We start from the raw sequence: 20,667 nt of genomic DNA on the forward strand, positions 1-20,667 counted from the left end.
CGCCTTTCACTATCTTTGCACGCCGAAAAGGAATTATGAGATACTCGCTTCGATACATATCGGTACTGCTGGCACTGGTCATCTGCCTGACCGGGCGGGGACAGGAGGGGACAAGCTCGTTCGACTTCCTCAACATCCCCACCTCCACCCATGCCTACGCGCTGGGCGGCACCAACATATCGGTTATCGACGAAGACATCAACCTCGTCAACCAGAACCCCGCCCTGCTGGGGCCCGAATCGGACCTGCAACTGGGACTCAACTACATGAAGTATGTGGGCGGCATCAACCTGGCCGGGGTCACCTTCGGCAAGGCGGCCAGCGAACGCAGCGCCTGGGCGGCCGGTATCCAGTACTACGGCTACGGCAAGATGAAGAGCGCCGACGAGACGGGCGTCATCACCGGCGAGTTTTCGCCCAAAGACATCGTCTTCAACGGCATCTACTCGCACGACATCACCTCCACGCTGCGCGGCGGCGTCAACGCCAAGGTCATCTACTCCTCCTACGAGCAATACACCTCGTGGGCCCTGGCCGTAGATCTGGGCCTCAACTACTACAACGCCGACAACGACCTGTCGCTCTCGCTCGTGGCCCGCAACCTGGGAGGCCAGATCAAGCGCTACAACGAGACCTTCGAACGCATGCCCTTCGACCTGCAACTCGGTTACACCCAGAGTCTCGAGCATGCCCCCATACGCATCTCGGTCACGGCCCGCAACCTCACCCGCTGGAAGCTGCCCTACCCGACCATCGAGAACAGCGCCTACACCGGCAACTCCGATATTGTCGAGAAGAGCGGCTTTGTCGACAACCTCTTCCGCCACCTCATCTTCGGCGTGGAGTTCCTGCCCACCGACCGCCTCTACTTCGGGGTGGGATACAACTACAAGACCCGCACCGACATGAAGACGGCCAGCCGCAACTTCCTCTCGGGATTCAGCATCGGCGGCGGCATCAAGGTGCGCATGTTCGGCCTCGGCATAGCCCTGGCCCAGCAACACACGGGAGCCACCACCCTCATGGTGAACCTCTCGCTCAACCTCTTTGAATTCAAAAAATAGCAATCATCTATGGATAAACCTCGTATCACCATCGCCATCGACGGATTTTCGTCTTGCGGCAAAAGCACCATGGCCAAGGCCTTGGCCCGCCGCATCGGCTACATCTATATCGACAGCGGCGCCATGTACCGCGCCGTCACCCTCTACTGCCTCGACCACAACCTCATCGACGGCGACACCGTCGACACCGAAGCGCTGCGGTCGCGCATGGACGACATCCACATCGACTTCCGCCCCGACCCCGCCTCGGGCAAGACCCACACCTTCCTCAACGGCCGGGACGTGGAGCAGGAGATTCGCTCCATGCGGGTATCGGACAAGGTGAGCCCCGTGAGCGCCATCCCCTTCGTACGCACCGCCATGGTGGCCGCCCAGCAGAAGATGGGCGAACGCAAGGGCATCGTCATGGACGGCCGCGACATCGGTACCACCGTATTCCCCCACGCCGAGCTGAAGATATTCGTCACCGCCTCGGCCGAGACCCGCGCCCAACGCCGGGTCGACGAGCTGCAAGCCAAAGGCGTGGCCGTCGATTTCGACGAAGTGGTGGCCAACATCAACAAGCGCGACCACATAGACCAGACCCGCCAGGAGAGTCCCCTGCGCCGGGCCGACGACGCCATCCTGCTCGACAACTCGCACATGACCCTCGACGAGCAGGACGCCTGGCTGCTGGCCCGATACGAAGAGGCCGTAGCCAAACAACAATAACCCCCGACCCAAACGAAAGGAGAGAGACAAGATGGCACGCATAGAAATCGACGAACACTCGGGATTCTGCTTCGGAGTAGTCACCGCCATACGCAAGGCCGAGGAGGAGCTCGACCGCACCGGTCACCTCTACTGTCTGGGCGACATCGTCCACAACAGCAACGAGGTGGAGCGGCTCAAGGCCAAGGGGCTCATCACCATCGACCACGAGCAGCTCAAGCAACTGCACGACGTGAAGGTGCTGCTGCGCGCCCACGGCGAGCCTCCCGAAACCTACCGCATCGCCGCCGAGAACCACATCGAGATTATCGACGCCACCTGCCCCGTGGTGCTGCAACTGCAACGCAAGATAAAGACCGCCTACGACTCCAACCCGCCCGGCGAGGCCCAAATCGTCATCTACGGGAAAAACGGGCACGCCGAGGTGAACGGCCTGGTGGGCCAGACCCACGGCGAGGCCGTTGTCATCGAGGGCAGCAACGACCTCGACAAAATCGATCTCGACAAAAAGTTGCTCCTCTACTCGCAGACCACCAAGTCGGTCGAGGGCTTCCGCCACATCGTCGACGAAATCAAGCACTTGAAACCCGACGGCCGTTTCGAGTCGTTCGACACCATCTGCCGGCAGGTAGCCAACCGCATCCCCAACATCCGCGAGTTTGCCCGGCGCCACGACCTCGTGCTCTTCGTCTGCGGCAAAAAGAGCTCCAACGGCCGCGTGCTCTTCGGCGAATGCCTGCAGGTCAACCCCCAGTCGCACCTGGTCTCCGACCTCTCCGAAATCGACCCCGCCTGGCTCGAGGGGAAAGAGAGCATCGGCATCTGCGGCGCCACCTCGACCCCCCGCTGGCTGATGACCGAGGTACAAGACTATGTAGCCCGCCTGCTCGACGGGAAAGAGAGCGGGAAAACTGCCGACAAATAAGACGCGAACCTCACAAGCAAATGACATTCTACCCCACCGAATAAAAAATCGGCCCGGGGGTAAACATTTATTTACAACTATCGTTAACTATTCAGCATCGGTAATTCGATTTTTATCTTTATCTTTGCCAACAACTAAACATTACAGGTTATGTCGCAAATTAAATGTATAGGTATTTTGACTTCCGGAGGCGATGCTCCCGGAATGAATGCGGCTATTCGCGCAGTAACCCGTGCAGCCATCTACAACGGATTTGAGGTAAAAGGTATTTACAGAGGTTACAAAGGTCTGATCACCGACGAAATAGCTCCTTTCAAAACGCAAAATGTAAGTAACATCATACAGCAGGGCGGTACCATCCTGAAGACAGCCCGCTGCCAGGAATTCAAAACCCCCGAAGGCCGTAAGATTGCCTACGACACCCTTGTCAAAGAGGGCATCGACGCACTTGTAGTCATCGGCGGCGACGGTACCCTCACCGGTGCCCGCATCTTTGCCACCGAATACAACTACCCCATCGTGGGTCTGCCCGGTACCATCGACAACGACCTCTTCGGTACCGACACCACCATCGGTTACGACACGGCTCTCAACACCATCATGGAGGCCGTCGACAAGATTCGCGACACGGCCACCTCGCACGAGCGCCTCTTCTTCATCGAGGTCATGGGCCGCGATGCCGGTTTCCTCGCCCTCAACGGTGCCATCGCTACCGGTGCCGAGGCTGCCATCATCCCCGAGATTTCGACCGAGGTCGACCAACTCGAAGAACTCATCAAAAACGGATTCCGCAAATCGAAAAACAGTAGTATCGTACTCGTGGCCGAAAGCCCCATCACGGGCGGTGCCATGCACCTGGCCGAGCGCGTACAGAAAGAGTATCCGCAATACGACGTGCGCGTTACCATTCTGGGCCACATCCAGCGCGGTGGTTCGCCCACGGCCCACGACCGCATCCTGGCCAGCCGCATGGGTGCCGCAGCCATCGACGCCCTGCTCGAGGACCAGCGCAACGTCATGATCGGTATCCGCAACAACGAAATCGAATACATCCCCTTCAACAAGGCTATCAAGAACGACAAGCCCATCGACCGCGAGCTGCTCAACACCCTGCGCAAGCTCTCGATCTGATACCGGGCAAGGAGCTTTAACAAAGATAAAACAAGCGAGAGAAAAGGAGGCCGGAACGCTGTCCTCCCCCTCTCACCCTCATCCATACCGAGGCCTGCCGGGCAACCGCCCGACGGGCCTTTGTTTTTGTGTGCCCGCAAGGCTGGCAGCCATGGCGCACAACCGACTGAAGCCGATTCATCGGGCACTGCCCTCCAGCCGTCACACCGCTGTCGACTTATCAAAATGGTACATTTTCATTCGGTTTGGGTATGAGACAATCGGTCCCGGTTTCCGTACTTTGCAACCGACAGCAAACCTGTAAAAGCGACGAGCCATGAGCCACTGTATCAAATCGTTTATCCAGAACCTGAATATCGTCATCGGGTGTACCATCGGATGCAGCTATTGCTATGCCCGCAACAACTGCCGGCGCTTCCATATTACGGACGACTTTTCCGTACCCGAATACATGAGCCGCAAGCTGCGGCTGCTCGACAATCCCCGCCCGCACAACTTCCTGCTCACCGGTATGAGCGACTTCTCCGACTGGCACCCCGAGTGGACCGACGAAATATTCGACCGCATAGCCCGTAATCCGCAGCACGCCTGCCTCTTCCTCACCAAACACCCCGAACGGATAAACTTCCACACCGACCTCGACAACGTATGGATGGGAGTCACCGTCACCTGCGAGGCCGAGAAGAGACGCATCGCCGACCTGCGCCGGCACATCGGGGCCCGTCACTACCACGTCACCTTCGAACCCCTCTTCGGCGACATACCCGACCTCGACCTCGAGGGCATCGACTGGGTGGTCATCGGTACCGAAACCGGGCGGCGCAAGGGAAAAATCGAGGCAAATCCCCAATGGGTAGCCCACATTGCCAACCAGGCCAAAGCCTGCGGGATACCCCTGTTTATGAAGGAAGAACTCGTCCCGATCATTGGCGAAGAGAAGATGATTCAAGAATTACCGCAATCGTTTATACACCAAAGACTATGAACACAGAACCCGAAATCAGAGAAATCGAAGTACGCAGCATCATGACCCAGTCGACCCTCCCGGTCGGCGGCTATTCGGTCAATCCCTACGTAGGCTGCACCCATGCCTGCCGGTACTGCTACGCCTCCTTTATGAAACGGTTTACGAAACACCCCGAACCCTGGGGCTCGTTTCTCGACGTGAAAACATGGGACCCTATCAAGAACCCCGGCAAGTACAACGGCAGCCGCATCGTCATCGGCTCGGTGACCGACGGCTACAACCCGCAAGAGGCCACCTTCCTCCGCACACGGCGCATCCTCGAGGAGCTGCGCGGCTGTACGGCCGAAATCATGGTCTGCACCAAATCCGACCTCGTCTTGCGCGACCTCGACCTGCTCAAGCAATTCCCCAAAACCACCGTATCGTGGTCGATCAATACACTGGACGAGGAGTTCAGGGCCGACATGGACCACGCCGCCACCATCGCCCGCCGCATCGAAGCCATGAAACAGACCTACGCCGCCGGCATCCGCACCGTCTGTTTCATCTCGCCTATCTTCCCGGGTATCACCGACGTGAAGGCCATCATCGAGCAAGTGAAAGATTTTGCCGACCTCATCTGGCTCGAGAACCTCAACCTGCGCGGACAGTTCAAAGGCAGCATCATGAGCTACATACGGGAGAAGTATCCCCACCTGCTGCCCCTCTACGAAGAGATTTACAACCGCAAGCGCACCGATTACTGGAAAGGTCTCGAGGCCGACATCGCCCAATATGCCCGCCAGCACGACTATCCCTACCGCATAAACGACCTGCCATACGGCCGCTCGCAACAGGGAAAACCGGTTATCGTCAACTATTTCTACCACGAGAAAATACGACTCGACAAGGGTAAATAACCGCCCGACTGTCACAGGCCGGACAACCACCGAACCACCCCTTACCAGGCAGGCATCCTCCTCATGGTAAGGGGTTTGTAGTATTCGGCAGGAATTTTAAGCAGAACCGCTCGGCAAAATATAAAATTTATTTGCATTTACAGTCGACATCCTTTATCTTTGTCTATCTCACTAAGATCTCAAAGTTATGGAACCGTCCGACCAAGCATACACCAACGAAGAGCAACTGATCGAAGATAAATTCCAGGAACTGCTCAATGGCTATCTCAACTCCAACCACCGCAAGAAAGTCGAGATTATCGAGCGTGCATTCAAGTTTGCCAAAGAGGCCCACAAGGGTATCCGCCGCCGTTCGGGCGAGCCCTACATCCTCCACCCCATTGCCGTGGCCCGCATCGTGAGCCAGGAGATAGGGCTGGGCTCCACCTCGATATGCGCCGCTCTGCTCCACGACGTGGTCGAAGACACGGAGTATACGGTCGAAGACATCGAAAACCACTTCGGCAAAAAGATAGCCTCGATTGTCGACGGGCTCACCAAGATTTCGGGCGGTATCTTCGGCGACCAGGCATCGGCCCAGGCCGAAAACTTCCGCCGGCTGCTGCTCACCATGTCGGAAGACATCCGCGTCATCCTCATCAAGATGGCCGACCGCCTGCACAACATGCGCACCCTCGGCTCCATGCTCCCCAGCAAGCAATACAAGATTGCCGGCGAAACGCTCTACATCTACGCTCCGCTGGCTCACCGCCTGGGACTCTTTGCCATCAAGACCGAACTCGAAGACCTCGCTTTCAAATATGAACACCCCGAGGCCTACAACCAGATAAAACAGAAGATTGCCGAGACCGAAGAGTCGCGCCAGCAAATCTACAACAACTTTGCCAAGCCCATCGTCGCCAAGCTCAAGGAGCTGGGATTCGACTTCGAGATGAAGGCCCGCGTCAAATCCATCTACTCCATCTGGAACAAGATGGAGTCGAAGCACATCCCCTTCGAGGAGGTCTATGACCTCTACGCCGTGCGCATCATCTTCAAGTGCCCCAACGAGGCCGACGAGAAGAAGGAGTGCTGGACCATCTACTCGGTCATCACCGACATCTACAAGCTGCATCCCGAGCGCACGCGCGACTGGGTGAGCCGCCCCAAGGCCAACGGCTACAAGGCCCTGCACCTCACCGTCATGGGCCCCGACGGCAACTGGATCGAGGTACAGATACGCAGCGAGAAGATGGACGAAATCGCCGAGCGCGGTTTCGCCGCCCACTGGAAGTACAAGGTAGGCAACTCCGACGAAGAGTCGGAGCTCGACATCTGGCTCAAGACCATCAAGGACATACTCGAGCACCCCGAACCCAACGCCATCGACTTCCTCGATACCATCAAGCTCAACCTCTTCAGTACCGAGATATTTGTCTTCACCCCCAAGGGCGACCTCATCACCCTGCCCAAGGATGCCACGGCCCTCGACCTGGCCTTCACCCTGCACTCCGACCTGGGGTTCCACTGCATCGCCGCCAAGGTGAACCACCGCCTCGTACCGCTGAGCCAGAAGCTGCACAGCGGCGACCAGGTCGAGATTCTTACCTCCAAGTCGCAGACTCCCAAGGAGGAGTGGCTCAACCTCGTCACCACCGCCAAAGCCCGCAGCCGACTCCTGGCCGCCCTGCGTAAGGACCGGCGCAAGATTATCGCCAAGGGCGAGGCCCAGCTGAAAGAGTTTCTCGAGAGCAACCACATCGAGCTCAACAACGAGCTGATGACCAAGATACTGAGCAATCTGGGGTTGCAACATCGCGACGACCTCCTCTTCAAGATCGGCAACGAAGAGATTACCCTCAACGAGAACATCAAGAAAATCATCAAGGGCAAGAGTCTGAACCCCTTCATGCGATACCTCAAGCTCTCGTTCGGCAACAGCAACAAGAACGAGCAACCCAAGGCTCCGGCCCCGCAACAGCCCACCATCGACCGCAAGCAGACCTATATCCTGCGCGACGAGAACGGTGTGAAAAACTACAAGGTGGCCGACTGCTGCTGTCCCATACCCGGCGACGACGTGCTGGGTTATGTCGAGGACGACGAAACCGTCGTAGTACACAAGCGCGAATGTCCCGTAGCCATGCGGTTGAAGTCGAGCTTCGGGCCCCGTCTGGTATCTACCCAGTGGGAGGCCAGCGAGTCGCTCTCCTTCCCCGCCAAAATCGAGATTCAGGGCATCGACCGCATGGGTATCCTCAACGAGATTACCCGCGTCATCTCCAACGAGCTGATGATCGACATGCGCGGCCTCTCGATACAGGCCAACGAAGGCGTGTTCAACGGCACGGTCAACATCATGGTGCACGACACCCGCGTAGTCGAGTCGCTGTGCAACAAATTACGTAAAATCAAAGGCGTACAGAAGGCTGCACGCTGCAAAGAATAACCCCTTAAAATCATGGATCAATCCCGTATACAAAAGATTCTGTCGAGCAAGCGAGTCTTGCAAGTGCTCTTTTTTATAGCTGCGGTAGCGCTGGTTACCTACTTCTTCCCCGGCGAAGGGAAATTCCGCTACACCTTCCAGGAAGGGAAACCCTGGAAATACGGCCTGCTCACCGCCCCCTTCGACTTCCCCATCTACAAAGACGAGGCCGTCATCCAGCAAGAGAAAGACAGCATCATGCTCGGCTTTCAGCCGGTATTTTCATTCAACGAAGCCATAGGTGCCAAATCGACCGCCGACTTCGAGAAGTCGCTCACCAGCCGCCCCGGCCTCACCATTACGCCAGCCCTGCGCCGAAACCTGGTACAAGCCCTGCGCGAAACCTACCACAAGGGCATCATCTCGTCCGACGACTACACCCGGCTGCAATCGGGAACCACCAAAGAGATACGCATCGTACAGAACAACGTAGCCCGCGAAATGCCCGTGGCCGAACTGCAGTCGCCCCGCGAAGCCTACGAGAACATCATCAACCGCTTCCCCGACTCCTATTCGCACCATGTGCTGCAAAACTGCAACCTCAACGACTACCTCAACACCAACATCACCTTCGACAGCATCACCACCGACCGGCTCAAGGATAACCTGCTGCAACGCATCGCCCTCTCCGACGGCATCGTGCAGGCCGGCGAACGCATCGTAGACCGGGGCGAAATCATCACCCCCCAAACCTACCGCATACTCAAGTCGCTCGAGACCGTATCGCTCAAGAAGAGTACCGGCAACGACCACCGGGGCTACACCATCGTGGGACAGATTATCGTCTTCACCTGCCTCTTTGCCTTCTTCTACCTCTTCCTGGCCCTCTTCCGGCCGCAGACCTTCAACGAGATGCGCACCCTCGGGTTTATGATGATGCTCATCACGGGTATCTCGCTCATCGCCTTCTTCCTCTCCGAAGTGCGAGTTCAGGGCATATACCTCGTGCCCTTTGCCATCATACCCATTATTGTCGTCACCTTCTTCGACTCCCGCACGGCCCTCTACGTACACCTCATCACCGTACTCATCTGTGCCTTCACCGCCCCCTTTGCGCTCGAGTTCATCTTCCTGCAGCTCATCGTGGGCATGACCTCCATCGACAGCCTCAGCGACCTGTCGCGCCGGTCGCAACTCATGCGCTGCGCCGTGCTCGTCTTCCTGGCCTACTGCTTTGCCTACGTAGGCTACACGCTCCTCTCCGAGGGCGACCTGTCGAAGATCAGCTACAACATGTTCATCTACTTCGGCATCAACTGCGTGTTCCTGCTCTTCGCCTACCTGCTCATCTACATCTTCGAGAAGACCTTCGGATTCATCTCTACCGTTACGCTGGTCGAGCTCTCCGACGTGAACAACCCCATACTGCGCCAGCTCTCCGAAGAGTGCCCCGGCACCTTCCAGCACTCGCTGCAGATTTCGAACCTGGCAGCCGAAGCAGCCAACAAAATCGGGGCCAAGGCCCAACTGGTACGTACCGGCGCCCTCTATCACGACATCGGCAAACTGAAGAACCCCGCCTTCTTCACCGAGAACCAGTCGGGATTCAACCCCCACACGCCCCTCTCGTTCGAGCAGAGCGCTCAGATTGTCATCTCGCACGTCGTCGACGGCCTCAAGATGGCCGACAAACAGGGGCTGCCCCAGGCCATCAAAGACTTCATCGCCACCCACCACGGCAAGGGCAAGGCCAAGTTCTTTTACAACTCCTACCGCAACAAATACCCCGACCGCCCCGTCGACGAGTCGAAGTTTACCTATCCCGGCCCCAACCCCTTCACCAAGGAGACGGGTATCCTCATGATGGCCGATGCCGTCGAAGCCGCCTCGCGCAGCCTCAAGGAGTATACCAACGAGAGCATCTCGCAACTCGTCAACCGCATCATCGACTCGCAGATTGCCGACGGCCTGCTGCGCGATACGCCCCTCAGTTTCCGCGATGTGGAGACCATCAAGGCTACCTTCATCGAGAAGCTCAAGACCATCTACCACACCCGCATCAGCTACCCCGAGCTCAACAAGCCCGAGAAGCCTCGCGAGGAGAAGCCGGCCGAGAGTCCCGCCGAGGCCCCTGCTCCTGGAAACCCGACTCCCGAAAGCCAACCGGGGGCCGATACCCCTGCCACGAAATAAGGCAACTCACATAAACCCGAGACCTCTGCTCTCGGGCAAAAGGAAACCCGGCGGAAGAAACGCCGGGTTTCCTTTTATCCACCTCTCCCGGGCAGAACCCGCTCAAGCCCCCTCGCCACCACCTTTTATTACCCTGCCATAAACCCGGGGGCTGGCGATATTTCTTTTGCAGAAAATAGCGAAAGAGATGGCGATTGTACAACACGACGAAACGATAACGGTTGAAGCCAACCGACTGAGAAATGAGAAACTGAAACGATACTATTCACCCGAAACCGGCGAGGGGAGCGACACAGGCGACCGCCGTCCGATACGGCTCGCCGACGCTCCGCTGCCCCTCCAGTATATCCCGGCTGCCATGTTCGACGAACCGCTGGTGCAGCAGCTTGCCCGGGCGGGCAGTCTGGCCGGACATCTGCGGCAGCAGGGGGTCGAGGTACCCGACGGCTGCTCCACCCCGGCGGTCGACGGCGAGAAAGAGGAGGGCGACCTCTCGCCCTTCGATACCCTCTGGCGCGAGTGGATACGGCTGCGCATCCGTTACGATTTCGAGTTCTGGGCCTTCTGCTTCGTGCGCATCAAAGACAAGCTGGGCGCCAACGACATCCCCTTCAGGCTCAACCGCCCGCAACGCCGCATCCTGGGCATGCTCGAGGCGATGCGCACACACGACCGCCCCATCCGCCTCATCCTCCTCAAGGCCCGCCAGTGGGGCGGCTCCACCCTCATACAGATTTACATGGCCTGGATACAACTGGTGCACCGCCGCAACTGGAACAGCGTGATTTGCGCCCATATCAAGGAGTCGGCCGCCAACATCAAGGGCATGTACAGCAAGCTGCTGGCCAACTACCCCGACTGGCTGCTCGAGGGAGGCAGACCCAAATTCCGCCCCTTCGAGCGCATGGCCAACACCTCGGTCATCGTCGGGCGCGACTGCCGGGTCACCATAGGCTCGGCCGAGAGCCAGGAGTCGGTGCGGGGTATCGATGCCGCCATGGCCCACCTCTCCGAGGTTGCCTTCTGGCGCAACAGCCGCATGAAGTCGCCCGAGCAGCTGGTGCGCTCGGTCTGCGGCTCCATCATGCTGCTCCCCTACTCGATGGTGGTGATGGAGAGCACGGCCAACGGCACCGGCTCCTACTTTCACCAGGAGTGCGAGCGGGCCAAGCGGCACGAGAGCGACAAGCAGTTTGCCTTTGTCCCCTGGTTCGAAATCGAGATGTATGCCATACCTGTCGACGATTACGAGTCGCTCATCGCCACTCTCACCGACTACGAGCGCATGCTCTGGAGTCGAGGCGCCACCCTCGAGGCCATCGCCTGGTACCGGCAGAAACGCAAGGAGTATGCCCGCCACACCGACATGATGGCCGAGTATCCCAGCGACGACATCGAGGCCTTCTGCTACTCGGGCGAACGGGTATTCGACCCTACGCTGGTCGAAAAGTTGCGGCGCGGCTGCTGCGCTCCCCGATTCGTAGGCGACATCCACGGCCGCGAGCTCACCGGCCACGATGCCCTCGAGGGTATCGAACTGGAGGTCCGCCCCGGCGGACCGCTGCAGGTGTGGGAATACCCGGCCGAGAAGCACGAGATTCGCGACCGCTACCTGGCCGTAGTCGACATCGGCGGCCGCTCCGACGCGGCCGACTACTCGGTCATCGCCATATTCGACCGCTACTGGATGCTCGAGGGGGGACCGGCCGAGGTGGTGGCCCAGTGGCGCGGACACATCGACCACGACCTGCTCGCCTGGAAGGCCGCCCAACTGGCCGCCTACTACCAGAATGCCCTGCTGGTCATCGAGAGCAACACCCTCGAGACCGAACACGACGACAGCGAACACTCGGCCTACCTGCTCGACACCCTGTCGCGCTACTACGACAACCTCTACGCCCGGCAGGCTCCCCCCGACAGCATCGGGCAGCGCCCCTCCTCGCGCTGGGGATTCCACATGAACCGCGCCACCAAGGTGCTGGTCATCGACGCACAGCGGTCGGCCCTGCGCGAAGGGGCCTACATCGAGCACGACGCACAGGCCTGCTACGAGCACGACGTGTTCGAGCGCAAACCCAACGGCAGCTACGGAGCCATGGAGGGGCACCACGACGACATCCTCATCACCCGCTGCATAGGCAACTACATCTGCAGCCGCGACCTGCCGTCGTATATCCTCCCCACCACCCACCGGGGCGGCTCCATCGTCAACGAGTCGTCGATATAGTCCGCCCGACTCGCCGGCCCCGTCGCGGCCCGCCATCGGCCTCCTTACGCTCCGTAAGAAACCCTAATAATCTGAAAAATAGCTCCTCCGCCTGCGGCTTTCTGTGACAAACCTCGTATCTTTGTCGCCGGAAAGTCACGACGGGGGAGCGCGGCTTTTCCCCACCTGCCCGACGGCTTGGCCCGGGGCAGCAGCACCTCCGCCCGATGTCAAACACGCAACCCGATACTCATTATGAACGTAAAACACCTGTTGGGAATAACCCTCGCCTGCCTGCCCTTTTTCTTTGCCTGCCAGGCCAAGGAGCAACCGGCCCAACCCGAAAAGAGAGCAAAAGTACAAACCGTAAAACCCCGCCACCTGACCAAGGCCGAGTTCCTCGCCAAGGTGGCCAACTTCGAGAAGACCCCCGACCGCTGGGAGTTCCTGGGCGCCCGCCCCTGCATTGTCGACTTCTACGCCACATGGTGCGGACCCTGCCGCAAGCTGGCCCCCATACTCGAGGAGATAGCTACCGAATATGCCGGGAAGATCGACGTCTATAAAATCGATGTCGACAAGGAGCCGCAGCTGGCCGCCCTCTTCGGAGTGCAAAGCATCCCCACCCTCCTCTTCTGCCCCATGAAGAACCAGCCCCAGATTGCGGCCGGATTCATGGACAAGGAGACCCTGCAACGCGCCATCAAAGAGGTGTTGCTTCCGTAAGGATGAGATAAGGGATAGTCAAACGATTAAACACTGAAAAGAGCAGAAGGCCCCACTACTACCGGAGGCACGGCAGTTCGTCGTCGTCCGGCCACAACTGCATGGCAATGCGGGCACAACCCTCGGCATCGGCCAACGCGTTGTGATGGTGGTCGAAGGGGATACCCAGATAGGCACACACCGTGGGCAGCCGATAGTTCTCGATGGCCGTGCGCGGAATCACCCGCCGCGCCTGCGTGAGGGTGCAGAGGAAATTGCCATACACATAGTCGATGCCATACATGCGGCAGGTCGCCCGCAGCACCCGTTCGTCGAAAGCCTTGTTGTGCGCCACCAGCCGCAGCCCCTCGACCAGCGGCGACACCTCGCGCCACACCTGCCCGAAGTTGGGAGCATGGCAGGTATCGGCGGGGAAGATACCGTGAATCTCCTCCGAAAAACGGCGCACATAGTAGTCGGGCTCGGGGCACACCAGCCGATGCACCCGGTGCGTCACCTCGCCCCCGCGCACCACCACAAGCCCCACCGAGCAAATGCTCGTGGGTTCGTAATTGGCAGTCTCGAAATCTATGGCGACAAAATCTTTCATCGGTAAAAATATCCGGCGGCAAAATTACGGAAAATTCCGGTGAAATCTCCACATCGCCCCGCGACGGTGAATTTCGCCGCACAAATTTTGCGGTATGTGAGATTACCCCTACCTTTGCTCGAAAGAGAAAACAAGAAGATGAAAATAGGAATTATCGTAGCCATGCAGAGCGAACTCGATTGCGTGCGTCGCCTGCTGGAGAATCCCCGCGAGGAGCGCTACGGCGCTTCGCTCTTTACCATAGGCACGAACGGTGCCCACGAACTGATACTCACCCAGAGCGGCATCGGCAAGGTATCGTCGGCCATTCGGGCCTGCGAGCTCATCGACCGCTACCACCCCGACTGCGTGCTCAACACCGGCGTGGCCGGCGGCATAGACGCCTCGATGCGAGTGATGGATATTGTCGTCGGGTCTGAGATTGTCTACCACGACGTGTGGTGTGGCGAAGGCAACGCCTGGGGACAGATACAGGGGCTGCCGCCCCGGTTCCACAGCGACCCGGCACTGGTCGAGAAGGCCCTGCAGGTAGAGACCTCGCTGCGCATCTACAAAGGGCTGGTATGCAGCGGCGACCGCTTCATCACCGACCCGGTCGAACTCTCCGAAATCAAGGCCCTCTTCCCCGAAGGCATGGCCGTCGACATGGAGTCGGGCTCCATTGCCCAGGTATGCTGCATGCGCGGTATCCCCTTCCTGAGCTTCCGCATCATCAGCGACACCCCGGGCATCGAGGGTCACCTGGCCCAATACAACCACTTCTGGGACGATGCCCCCCACCGCTCGTTCGAGGTGCTCACCAGCCTCATCGCCAAACTGTAATACATATCAATCCCTAATACATAACCCGATATGAAAAAGATACCCAGTTTTACCATAGACCACATTCACCTGCTGCGCGGCATCTACGTCTCGCGCAAGGACTATCTGGGCGACCACGTAGTCACCACCTTCGACATCCGCATGAAAGAGCCCAACCGCGAGCCCGCCATCGGCTACGGAGCCCTGCACACCATCGAACACCTGGCTGCCACCTTCCTGCGCAACCACCCGGGATGGGGCGACAAAATCGTATTCTGGGGACCCATGGGCTGCTGCACCGGCAACTACTTTCTGGTGCAGGGCGACCTTGAGTCGCGCGACATCGTCGACCTCATGCGCGAGACCTTCCGCTTCATCCGCGACTTCGAGGGCGAGGTACCCGGCGCCGCTCCCCGCGACTGCGGCAACTACCTGCTGCACGACCTGCCCATGGCCCGCTGGGAAGCCGACAAATACCTGCGCGAGGTACTCGACGTAATCGAGGAGAAAAATCTCATCTACCCGACGGTCGAGGAATAAAACAGCAATCGCATTTTTTGGATTTTGTCATAAATCAACATATATTTGCAAAGGCTCAAAAAGCTAAACAATTAGTCTTTTGAGCAGACATACGAACGGAAGCGTTTTTTAGATATTACTTTGTTCAAGAAAATCGCCAAATTTTCAAAACCGTACAGAGTAATACAACAGAACGCTCACGCCTTTGATATAGTCATATATCAATATAGGCGTGGGGCTGTTGTTTATTTGTATGGTGGGTGTTTGGCGATACCTCTTGAACAGATAAACTTTAAACAGTCTCCACGCTTTCCTTTTTTATTAACAGGCTAAATCTGGGGACTATTAGCACAAATAAACACGAAGCCTATGAAACAACTATAAAATCGCCAAATCGGAACAAAAAGGGGAAATCTATTCCAAAGACCTCAATTTTAATCATTTTCATAATAATACAATAGATGAAAAAGATACAGATTCTATTATTATGCTGCGGCCTGTTATTTTCAATATCGTGTAGCAGCTATAAATACGGAGCCAGCGCAGAGCCGACTCAAAAAAGTAATCTCACTTTTGGTGTTGTAAAATCAAAAATCATAAAAGGGAGTACTACTCAAGCCGAGATATTAGAAATCTTTGGAGCACCCAACCTGGTGTCGAAAAACAAATCGAACAACGAGGTATGGAGCTACAACAAAATGAGTACCGTAAACAAACAAGGAGGTACCGATTTCCTATTTGGAGCAAGAGCGTCACAAAGTAGCAGTGCTCAATCTTTCGACTTAATCATCACATTCGATTCCAACGATATAGTTTTAGACTATTCAGTGGTCTCAACCAGTTATTAACTCTAAAATTTTTACACAATGAAAAAATATATCGTCTTTTTACCTATTTTATTTATACTCATGTCGTGCGGAACCTCCAAACCGGCACTTTCACCTGCAGAGATAAAGTTGATGACCACTAAGCAATTCGAGGCCGATTACAACCTCGTTTTCGGTTCAGCCATTTCTCTGCTCCAATCCGAGGGCTTCTTGATAAACAGTACTGATAAAGAATCGGGACTCATTACCGCCAGCAAACAGATTGATAATAAGAATGCCGATTGGCAAATGGCTCTTTTGGGTAGTGCTACCGAAGCCTCTACTTCGCAAGCCTCTTTCTTCATTCAACCGCTTAACGACAACTTGACCGAGGTTAAGTTTACACTCTATGAAGGTAGTGTCACCTCAACTCTCAATCAATTCAGCAAGAGCACCCGAAACAAGAACAGCATGGTCGAAGACCCCACCATCTATGCCAACTGGTTCAACAACTTGCGTAGTGAAATCGAAAGGAGAAAAGCCCTTATGTAATAAGAGCAAAAGCTATTGACTTCTCATTGAACATTAAAACGGTGTCTCCTCCTTCTCCCCTAAGAAGCGGGGCTGCTTGTCGGTGAGGAGATCGAGAAACATTTTCACACGGGCGAGATACTCTCGTCCGTGTATTTTTATATACTTCGCCCGGCGGGCTACGTCGCGGGCATTATAGCCGACGGCCGATATGCCGCTGCTCTTGGCCAGATAGATGGCCCGCTCGTTGTGAAACTTCTGCGAGATGATGGTGAGGCTGTCCTGCCCGAAAATCTCCTTGGCCCGCACGATGGAGTCGAGCGTACGGAACCCGGCATAGTCGAGCACGATGCGGTCGGCCGGTACCCCGTGGGCCACCAGCGAATCGCGCATGCAGGTGGGCTCGTCGTAGTCGCGGTCGTGATTGTCGCCGCTCACCAGAATATAGTTAATCTTGCCAGCCTGGAACAACCGGGCCGCAGCCTCGATACGATAGTCGAAGTAGTAGTTATGGGCCCCCTGCGGAGTAATGGGCGCCGTGCCCAACAGCAGCCCCACGGTACGGTGAGGTATCGCATCGGTCGTGTCGAACGTCTTGTCGCGGGCATACCCCTTTACCAAACCGTTACAAATTCCTATGACGGCAACCATCCCTGCAACAAGAATCACCGCCACAACCATAACAATCATTCCAAATCTCCTTTTATTTTGTTTCATCATTGTCCCTGTTTTAGGCAACGAAGATAGTGAAAAATAGTGAAATACCTCACTTTTTCCCTCAAACTAAGTAGGCTTGGCGAGAAAACCCCTACATATAGGTATTGGCCGGCCGGGCCGCATGCCTTTACTTTGCCTCCGTAAAAACCAAACAACCGTTACGACGATGAAAAAAACAGGAATATTCTACGGCTCTTCGACCGGCATGACCGAGGGAGTTGCCCACACAATCGCCCAGAAACTGGGAATCGCCTCAACCGATATTCACGATGCGGCCCAACTCTCGGCCGAGAGCATCGCCCCCTACGAGGCGCTGATACTGGGCACCTCGACCTGGGGTTGCGGCGAACTGCAAGACGACTGGTACGATGCCGTAAAGGTGTTGAGAAGTGCCAATCTCACCGGCAAAACCATCGCCCTCTTCGGCTGCGGCGACAGCGAGTCGTACCCCGACACCTTCTGCGACGCCATCGGCCTGCTCTACGACGAACTGAAGGAGACAGGCTGCCGCTTCACCGGCAACCACGTGGCTACCGACGGCTACACGTTCTCCTCGTCGGTATCGGTTGTCGACGGCGAGTTCGTAGGGCTTGCTCTCGACGAGACCAACGAGGCCGACAAAACGGCCGACCGCATCGAGGCTTGGGTGAAAAACCTCGACTTGTAAACCCGCTAAACCGATATGCCCATGATGACCTGTCAATCTTTTCCGGCCGAGTTGAAAGTGTTTTTGAACCACGTCTATGAATACAAGAAAGGGGTGCGTCATATGGTGCTCTACACCACCAACCGCCGCTACGAAGAGTTTGCCGTAGACCGACTGAACAAACAGCGCATCGACTACTGCATACAGCCCATAGGCTGCAACAAGATAAACCTCTTCTTCGGCCGTCGCGAGTGTATCGAGGTGATTCAATCGCTGGCCTCGCGCCCCCTGAACGAACTCACCCCCGAGGAGGATTTCATCCTGGGTGCCCTGCTGGGCTACGACCTGTGCGGTCAATGTCAACGCTATTGTAAACGTAAAGCCAAATAAACTCTTTTCTCTCCTCCTGATCTAAATTGCAAAGGGGAAAAGAATCCTAAAATTTGAAGTTTGTTTTTAGTTGTGACGAACCCACTACGCCGCGAGGCACGGTGGGTTCTGCTGTTTGGAGGGAGTACCCGGACTCCATGTAATACAATCTCTCTGTGTAGATATTCACATTTTTCTCATTCGAGTAAATGCAAAACAATAGAGAGCAGGACCATTAACTACAAGGAGTCAAAAGCACCAACAGAAGAATGATTTATGCAAAAGAATTTGTAACTTTGTATATGGACATAAAAAAACCCGGATTCATCACCAGTAACTGAAAGCTGGGAGAGGAACACCCGGGACTGCAATACAAAGGTACAAATAATATGGAATATAACAAGGCCTATTTTGAAAAAGTTTTCTCCACCAAAAGGATGGAACGATATTTCAATCTTTATCCAGGTGATGAAAAAAGAGCCATTCTGCATTACCAGTGTAATCTGGAATTGGCCGAGGCTTTTTATACCAGCCTTTCGGTTTTTGAAGTTACTCTACGAAATGCCTTGTGCAGGGAACTTGAAACAATGACCGGGCGAACCGATTGGTATGCCGTATTCCCGACTACCCCAGGATTGGCCAGATTGAATCATTACATCACACAAGCCATCAAGCAGATTTCCGGAAGACACGAAATCATTACTCCTCCGAAAATTGTAGCCGAATTGACATTAGGCTTTTGGGTATCGTTACTCAACAGTGAATATGAGCGCCTGCTCTGGAAGGATTTACGCAGGGCATTCCCATTTATGCCCAAAAAAGATCGTCAGAGAAAAAAGGTTTCAGCCCCATTGAATAGCTTCAGAACTTTCCGAAATCGAGTTTTCCACAATGAATCCATTTGCTGGAATCTAAAACGAGTAGAAGAAATTCACAACGAGATGATTACCGTAATGGGGTGGATAAACAAAGACGTACCCGATTGGCTGCAACTCGTCGACAGATTCGATGCAGTCTGTGCACATATTCGAGAAGTAATGGAGTGGAAATAAAATAACACGGCTATTGACTCTCAAGGTTCTCTACTTAATACACACAAAAACGGCCTCCTCGCCGATTCCCCACATCCGGGGCGACAAGGAGGCCGCACTATATTATCGTTGTCGATACTGTCGCTTATTTCAACCGGGCGAGCACCTCTTTCATGCGGCGCAGAGCCTCGGTGATATTCTCCTCGGAAGTAGCATAGGAGAGGCGCAGGTAGTTGGGAGCCCCGAAGGCATCGCCCGCTACGGTAGCCACATGACCCACCTCGAGGATGTACATGGCCAGTTCGGACGAAGTCTTGATGACGCGGTCGCCATCGGCCTTACCCAGATAGTAGCTAACCTCGGGGAAGAGGTAGAAGGCCCCGTCGGGGTTGTTCACCTTCAGGCCGGGAATCTCGCGGGCCAACCGTACCACCAGGTCGCGACGACGTTCAAAAGCCCGACGCATCTCCTCTACACAACTCTGGTCACCGGCAAAGGCAGCGGCAGCAGCCTTCTGGGCAATCGACGAAGCGCCCGAGGTATACTGGCCCTGCAACTTGTTGCAAGCCTTGGCAATCCACAGCGGAGCGGCAATGAAACCGATACGCCAGCCCGTCATGGCATAACCCTTGGAGACACCGTTGACGATGATTACCCGGTCGCGCAGGGCGGGGAATTGGGCGATACTCTGGTGAGCACCCACGTAGTTGATGTGCTCGTAAATCTCGTCGGCCAGGATAAAGACTTGGGGATGACGCTCCAGCACGGCAGCTAAAGCCGCGAGTTCGTCGTGCGAATAGACGCTACCCGTCGGGTTGGAGGGGGTGCACAGAATCAGCATCTTGGTCTTGGGCGTAATGGCAGCCTCGAGTTGAGCGGCACTCATCTTGAAATCCTGCTCGATACCCGTCTCTACAATCACGCTTTTGCCCTCGGCCAACTTCACCATCTCGACATAGCTTACCCAGTAGGGAGCCGGCAGCACCACCTCGTCACCGGGATTGACAAGCGAGAGAATCGTGTTGCAAATCGACTGTTTGGCACCGTTCGATACCACAATCTGGTCGGGCGTAAAGTCGAGGCCATTCTCATTTTTCAGTTTTGCGCAGATGGCCTGGCGCAAATCCATATAACCCGGCACGGGCGAATAGTGCGAGAAGTTGTCGTCTATCGCCTTCTTCGCCGCATCCTTGATATGCTGAGGGGTATTGAAATCGGGTTCTCCTACACTCAGGTTGATTACATCGACACCCTGAGCCTTCAGTTCATTACTTTTCTGCGACATCGCAAGCGTTTGCGACGGTGCAAGAGCTGCCAAACGGTCGGATACTTGGTTCATGAGAATAGCTGTTTTTAGGTTTTATATACTCGTACAAAGGTAGTGAAAGTCGAGCGCCGAGGCAAATAAAAACGAAGTTTTCATTTGTAC

Annotated in this window: 19 protein-coding genes; 16 read left to right on the plus strand and 3 right to left on the minus strand. The window is 56.1% G+C overall.

Annotated features, from left to right (window positions below):
* Nucleotides 1-35: 35 nt before the first annotated feature.
* The 10 genes from porQ to trxA all read left to right on the plus strand — a co-directional run bounded on the left by porQ (nucleotide 36) and on the right by trxA (nucleotide 13,229).
* Nucleotides 36-1,064, plus strand: a complete 1,029-nt coding sequence (gene porQ, locus Q1K76_RS02945; RefSeq protein ID WP_258328059.1) for a type IX secretion system protein PorQ — start codon at nucleotides 36-38, stop codon at nucleotides 1,062-1,064.
* A gap of 9 nt (nucleotides 1,065-1,073) precedes the next feature.
* Nucleotides 1,074-1,775 carry a (d)CMP kinase gene (gene cmk / locus Q1K76_RS02950; protein ID WP_087408678.1) on the plus strand — a complete coding sequence of 234 codons (702 nt, stop codon included), beginning with the start codon at nucleotides 1,074-1,076 and terminating at the stop codon, nucleotides 1,773-1,775.
* Between the two features lie 31 nt (nucleotides 1,776-1,806).
* On the plus strand, nucleotides 1,807-2,700 hold the full coding sequence (locus Q1K76_RS02955) for a 4-hydroxy-3-methylbut-2-enyl diphosphate reductase (protein WP_087408679.1): 894 nt from the start codon (nucleotides 1,807-1,809) through the stop codon (nucleotides 2,698-2,700).
* Between the two features lie 150 nt (nucleotides 2,701-2,850).
* Entirely contained in the window at nucleotides 2,851-3,831 is a 981-nt protein-coding gene (pfkA, locus tag Q1K76_RS02960) for a 6-phosphofructokinase (protein ID WP_087408680.1), read from the plus strand.
* Nucleotides 3,832-4,147: 316 nt separating this feature from the next.
* On the plus strand, nucleotides 4,148-4,816 hold the full coding sequence (locus tag Q1K76_RS02965) for a radical SAM mobile pair protein A (protein WP_300130919.1): 669 nt from the start codon (nucleotides 4,148-4,150) through the stop codon (nucleotides 4,814-4,816).
* Complete coding sequence (locus Q1K76_RS02970) at nucleotides 4,813-5,697, plus strand: radical SAM mobile pair protein B (protein ID WP_300130921.1); 885 nt, start codon at nucleotides 4,813-4,815, stop codon at nucleotides 5,695-5,697. Before Q1K76_RS02965 ends, Q1K76_RS02970 begins: the two co-directional genes overlap by 4 nt.
* A 187-nt stretch (nucleotides 5,698-5,884) precedes the next feature.
* Nucleotides 5,885-8,125 (plus strand): RelA/SpoT family protein, encoded by a 2,241-nt coding sequence (locus Q1K76_RS02975; protein WP_300130923.1) that lies wholly within the window; start codon nucleotides 5,885-5,887, stop codon nucleotides 8,123-8,125.
* Nucleotides 8,126-8,137: 12 nt separating this feature from the next.
* On the plus strand, nucleotides 8,138-10,297 hold the full coding sequence (locus Q1K76_RS02980; RefSeq protein ID WP_300130926.1) for an HDIG domain-containing metalloprotein: 2,160 nt from the start codon (nucleotides 8,138-8,140) through the stop codon (nucleotides 10,295-10,297).
* Between the two features lie 187 nt (nucleotides 10,298-10,484).
* The gene (locus Q1K76_RS02985) at nucleotides 10,485-12,524 is read left to right on the plus strand and encodes a hypothetical protein (protein WP_087408685.1); all 2,040 of its coding nucleotides are present in this window, start codon (nucleotides 10,485-10,487) and stop codon (nucleotides 12,522-12,524) included.
* Between the two features lie 234 nt (nucleotides 12,525-12,758).
* Nucleotides 12,759-13,229 carry a thioredoxin gene (gene trxA, locus Q1K76_RS02990; RefSeq protein WP_300130929.1) on the plus strand — a complete coding sequence of 157 codons (471 nt, stop codon included), beginning with the start codon at nucleotides 12,759-12,761 and terminating at the stop codon, nucleotides 13,227-13,229.
* 58 nt (nucleotides 13,230-13,287) lie between these two features.
* Here the strand turns inward: trxA and Q1K76_RS02995 are convergent, their stop codons facing one another.
* Entirely contained in the window at nucleotides 13,288-13,818 is a 531-nt protein-coding gene (locus tag Q1K76_RS02995) for a 3'-5' exonuclease (protein WP_300130931.1), read from the minus strand.
* A gap of 138 nt (nucleotides 13,819-13,956) precedes the next feature.
* On the opposite strand from Q1K76_RS02995, the gene Q1K76_RS03000 reads away from it, so the two are divergent.
* The 3 genes from Q1K76_RS03000 to Q1K76_RS03010 all read left to right on the plus strand — a co-directional run bounded on the left by Q1K76_RS03000 (nucleotide 13,957) and on the right by Q1K76_RS03010 (nucleotide 16,496).
* The gene (locus tag Q1K76_RS03000; RefSeq protein ID WP_300130934.1) at nucleotides 13,957-14,640 is read left to right on the plus strand and encodes a 5'-methylthioadenosine/adenosylhomocysteine nucleosidase; all 684 of its coding nucleotides are present in this window, start codon (nucleotides 13,957-13,959) and stop codon (nucleotides 14,638-14,640) included.
* Between the two features lie 30 nt (nucleotides 14,641-14,670).
* Nucleotides 14,671-15,159 carry an S-ribosylhomocysteine lyase gene (locus Q1K76_RS03005; protein ID WP_300130936.1) on the plus strand — a complete coding sequence of 163 codons (489 nt, stop codon included), beginning with the start codon at nucleotides 14,671-14,673 and terminating at the stop codon, nucleotides 15,157-15,159.
* 938 nt (nucleotides 15,160-16,097) lie between these two features.
* Nucleotides 16,098-16,496, plus strand: a complete 399-nt coding sequence (locus Q1K76_RS03010; RefSeq protein WP_143240934.1) for a hypothetical protein — start codon at nucleotides 16,098-16,100, stop codon at nucleotides 16,494-16,496.
* A gap of 33 nt (nucleotides 16,497-16,529) precedes the next feature.
* Here the strand turns inward: Q1K76_RS03010 and Q1K76_RS03015 are convergent, their stop codons facing one another.
* Complete coding sequence (locus Q1K76_RS03015; RefSeq protein ID WP_300130955.1) at nucleotides 16,530-17,156, minus strand: ElyC/SanA/YdcF family protein; 627 nt, start codon at nucleotides 17,154-17,156, stop codon at nucleotides 16,530-16,532.
* Between the two features lie 202 nt (nucleotides 17,157-17,358).
* Between Q1K76_RS03015 and Q1K76_RS03020 the strand changes: the two genes are divergently transcribed.
* From Q1K76_RS03020 to Q1K76_RS03030, 3 genes are all read left to right on the plus strand, one after another.
* Complete coding sequence (locus Q1K76_RS03020) at nucleotides 17,359-17,859, plus strand: flavodoxin (protein ID WP_300130938.1); 501 nt, start codon at nucleotides 17,359-17,361, stop codon at nucleotides 17,857-17,859.
* A gap of 21 nt (nucleotides 17,860-17,880) precedes the next feature.
* Nucleotides 17,881-18,228, plus strand: coding sequence for a DUF2023 family protein (locus tag Q1K76_RS03025; protein ID WP_300130940.1), 348 nt, complete (start codon nucleotides 17,881-17,883; stop codon nucleotides 18,226-18,228).
* A 368-nt stretch (nucleotides 18,229-18,596) separates the two neighbouring features.
* Nucleotides 18,597-19,259, plus strand: a complete 663-nt coding sequence (locus Q1K76_RS03030) for a hypothetical protein (RefSeq protein ID WP_300130942.1) — start codon at nucleotides 18,597-18,599, stop codon at nucleotides 19,257-19,259.
* 124 nt (nucleotides 19,260-19,383) lie between these two features.
* Here Q1K76_RS03030 and Q1K76_RS03035 read toward each other — a convergent pair whose 3' ends face one another.
* Nucleotides 19,384-20,577 (minus strand): pyridoxal phosphate-dependent aminotransferase, encoded by a 1,194-nt coding sequence (locus Q1K76_RS03035; RefSeq protein WP_300130944.1) that lies wholly within the window; start codon nucleotides 20,575-20,577, stop codon nucleotides 19,384-19,386.
* Between the last annotated feature and the right edge of the window lie 90 nt (nucleotides 20,578-20,667).

Origin of the sequence: uncultured Barnesiella sp. (assembly GCF_946496565.1) — a bacterium.
GTDB classification, from domain to species: Bacteria; Bacteroidota; Bacteroidia; order Bacteroidales; family Barnesiellaceae; genus Barnesiella; species Barnesiella merdigallinarum.

What these genes read in the sequence shown, in the direction of transcription:
- Q1K76_RS03000 (WP_300130934.1), top strand. Translation starts at nt 13,957, where the DNA reads ATGAAAATAGGAATTATCGTAGCCATGCAGAGCGAACTCGATTGCGTG.
- Q1K76_RS02975 (WP_300130923.1), top strand. Translation starts at nt 5,885, where the DNA reads ATGGAACCGTCCGACCAAGCATACACCAACGAAGAGCAACTGATCGAA.
- porQ (WP_258328059.1), top strand. Translation starts at nt 36, where the DNA reads ATGAGATACTCGCTTCGATACATATCGGTACTGCTGGCACTGGTCATC.
- Q1K76_RS02995 (WP_300130931.1), bottom strand. Translation starts at nt 13,818, where the DNA reads ATGAAAGATTTTGTCGCCATAGATTTCGAGACTGCCAATTACGAACCC.
- pfkA (WP_087408680.1), top strand. Translation starts at nt 2,851, where the DNA reads ATGTCGCAAATTAAATGTATAGGTATTTTGACTTCCGGAGGCGATGCT.
- Q1K76_RS02980 (WP_300130926.1), top strand. Translation starts at nt 8,138, where the DNA reads ATGGATCAATCCCGTATACAAAAGATTCTGTCGAGCAAGCGAGTCTTG.
- Q1K76_RS03035 (WP_300130944.1), bottom strand. Translation starts at nt 20,577, where the DNA reads ATGAACCAAGTATCCGACCGTTTGGCAGCTCTTGCACCGTCGCAAACG.
- trxA (WP_300130929.1), top strand. Translation starts at nt 12,759, where the DNA reads ATGAACGTAAAACACCTGTTGGGAATAACCCTCGCCTGCCTGCCCTTT.
- Q1K76_RS02970 (WP_300130921.1), top strand. Translation starts at nt 4,813, where the DNA reads ATGAACACAGAACCCGAAATCAGAGAAATCGAAGTACGCAGCATCATG.
- Q1K76_RS03030 (WP_300130942.1), top strand. Translation starts at nt 18,597, where the DNA reads ATGGAATATAACAAGGCCTATTTTGAAAAAGTTTTCTCCACCAAAAGG.
- Q1K76_RS03010 (WP_143240934.1), top strand. Translation starts at nt 16,098, where the DNA reads ATGACCACTAAGCAATTCGAGGCCGATTACAACCTCGTTTTCGGTTCA.
- Q1K76_RS03015 (WP_300130955.1), bottom strand. Translation starts at nt 17,156, where the DNA reads ATGGTTGTGGCGGTGATTCTTGTTGCAGGGATGGTTGCCGTCATAGGA.
- Q1K76_RS02985 (WP_087408685.1), top strand. Translation starts at nt 10,485, where the DNA reads ATGGCGATTGTACAACACGACGAAACGATAACGGTTGAAGCCAACCGA.
- Q1K76_RS03020 (WP_300130938.1), top strand. Translation starts at nt 17,359, where the DNA reads ATGAAAAAAACAGGAATATTCTACGGCTCTTCGACCGGCATGACCGAG.
- Q1K76_RS02955 (WP_087408679.1), top strand. Translation starts at nt 1,807, where the DNA reads ATGGCACGCATAGAAATCGACGAACACTCGGGATTCTGCTTCGGAGTA.
- cmk (WP_087408678.1), top strand. Translation starts at nt 1,074, where the DNA reads ATGGATAAACCTCGTATCACCATCGCCATCGACGGATTTTCGTCTTGC.
- Q1K76_RS03005 (WP_300130936.1), top strand. Translation starts at nt 14,671, where the DNA reads ATGAAAAAGATACCCAGTTTTACCATAGACCACATTCACCTGCTGCGC.
- Q1K76_RS02965 (WP_300130919.1), top strand. Translation starts at nt 4,148, where the DNA reads ATGAGCCACTGTATCAAATCGTTTATCCAGAACCTGAATATCGTCATC.
- Q1K76_RS03025 (WP_300130940.1), top strand. Translation starts at nt 17,881, where the DNA reads ATGATGACCTGTCAATCTTTTCCGGCCGAGTTGAAAGTGTTTTTGAAC.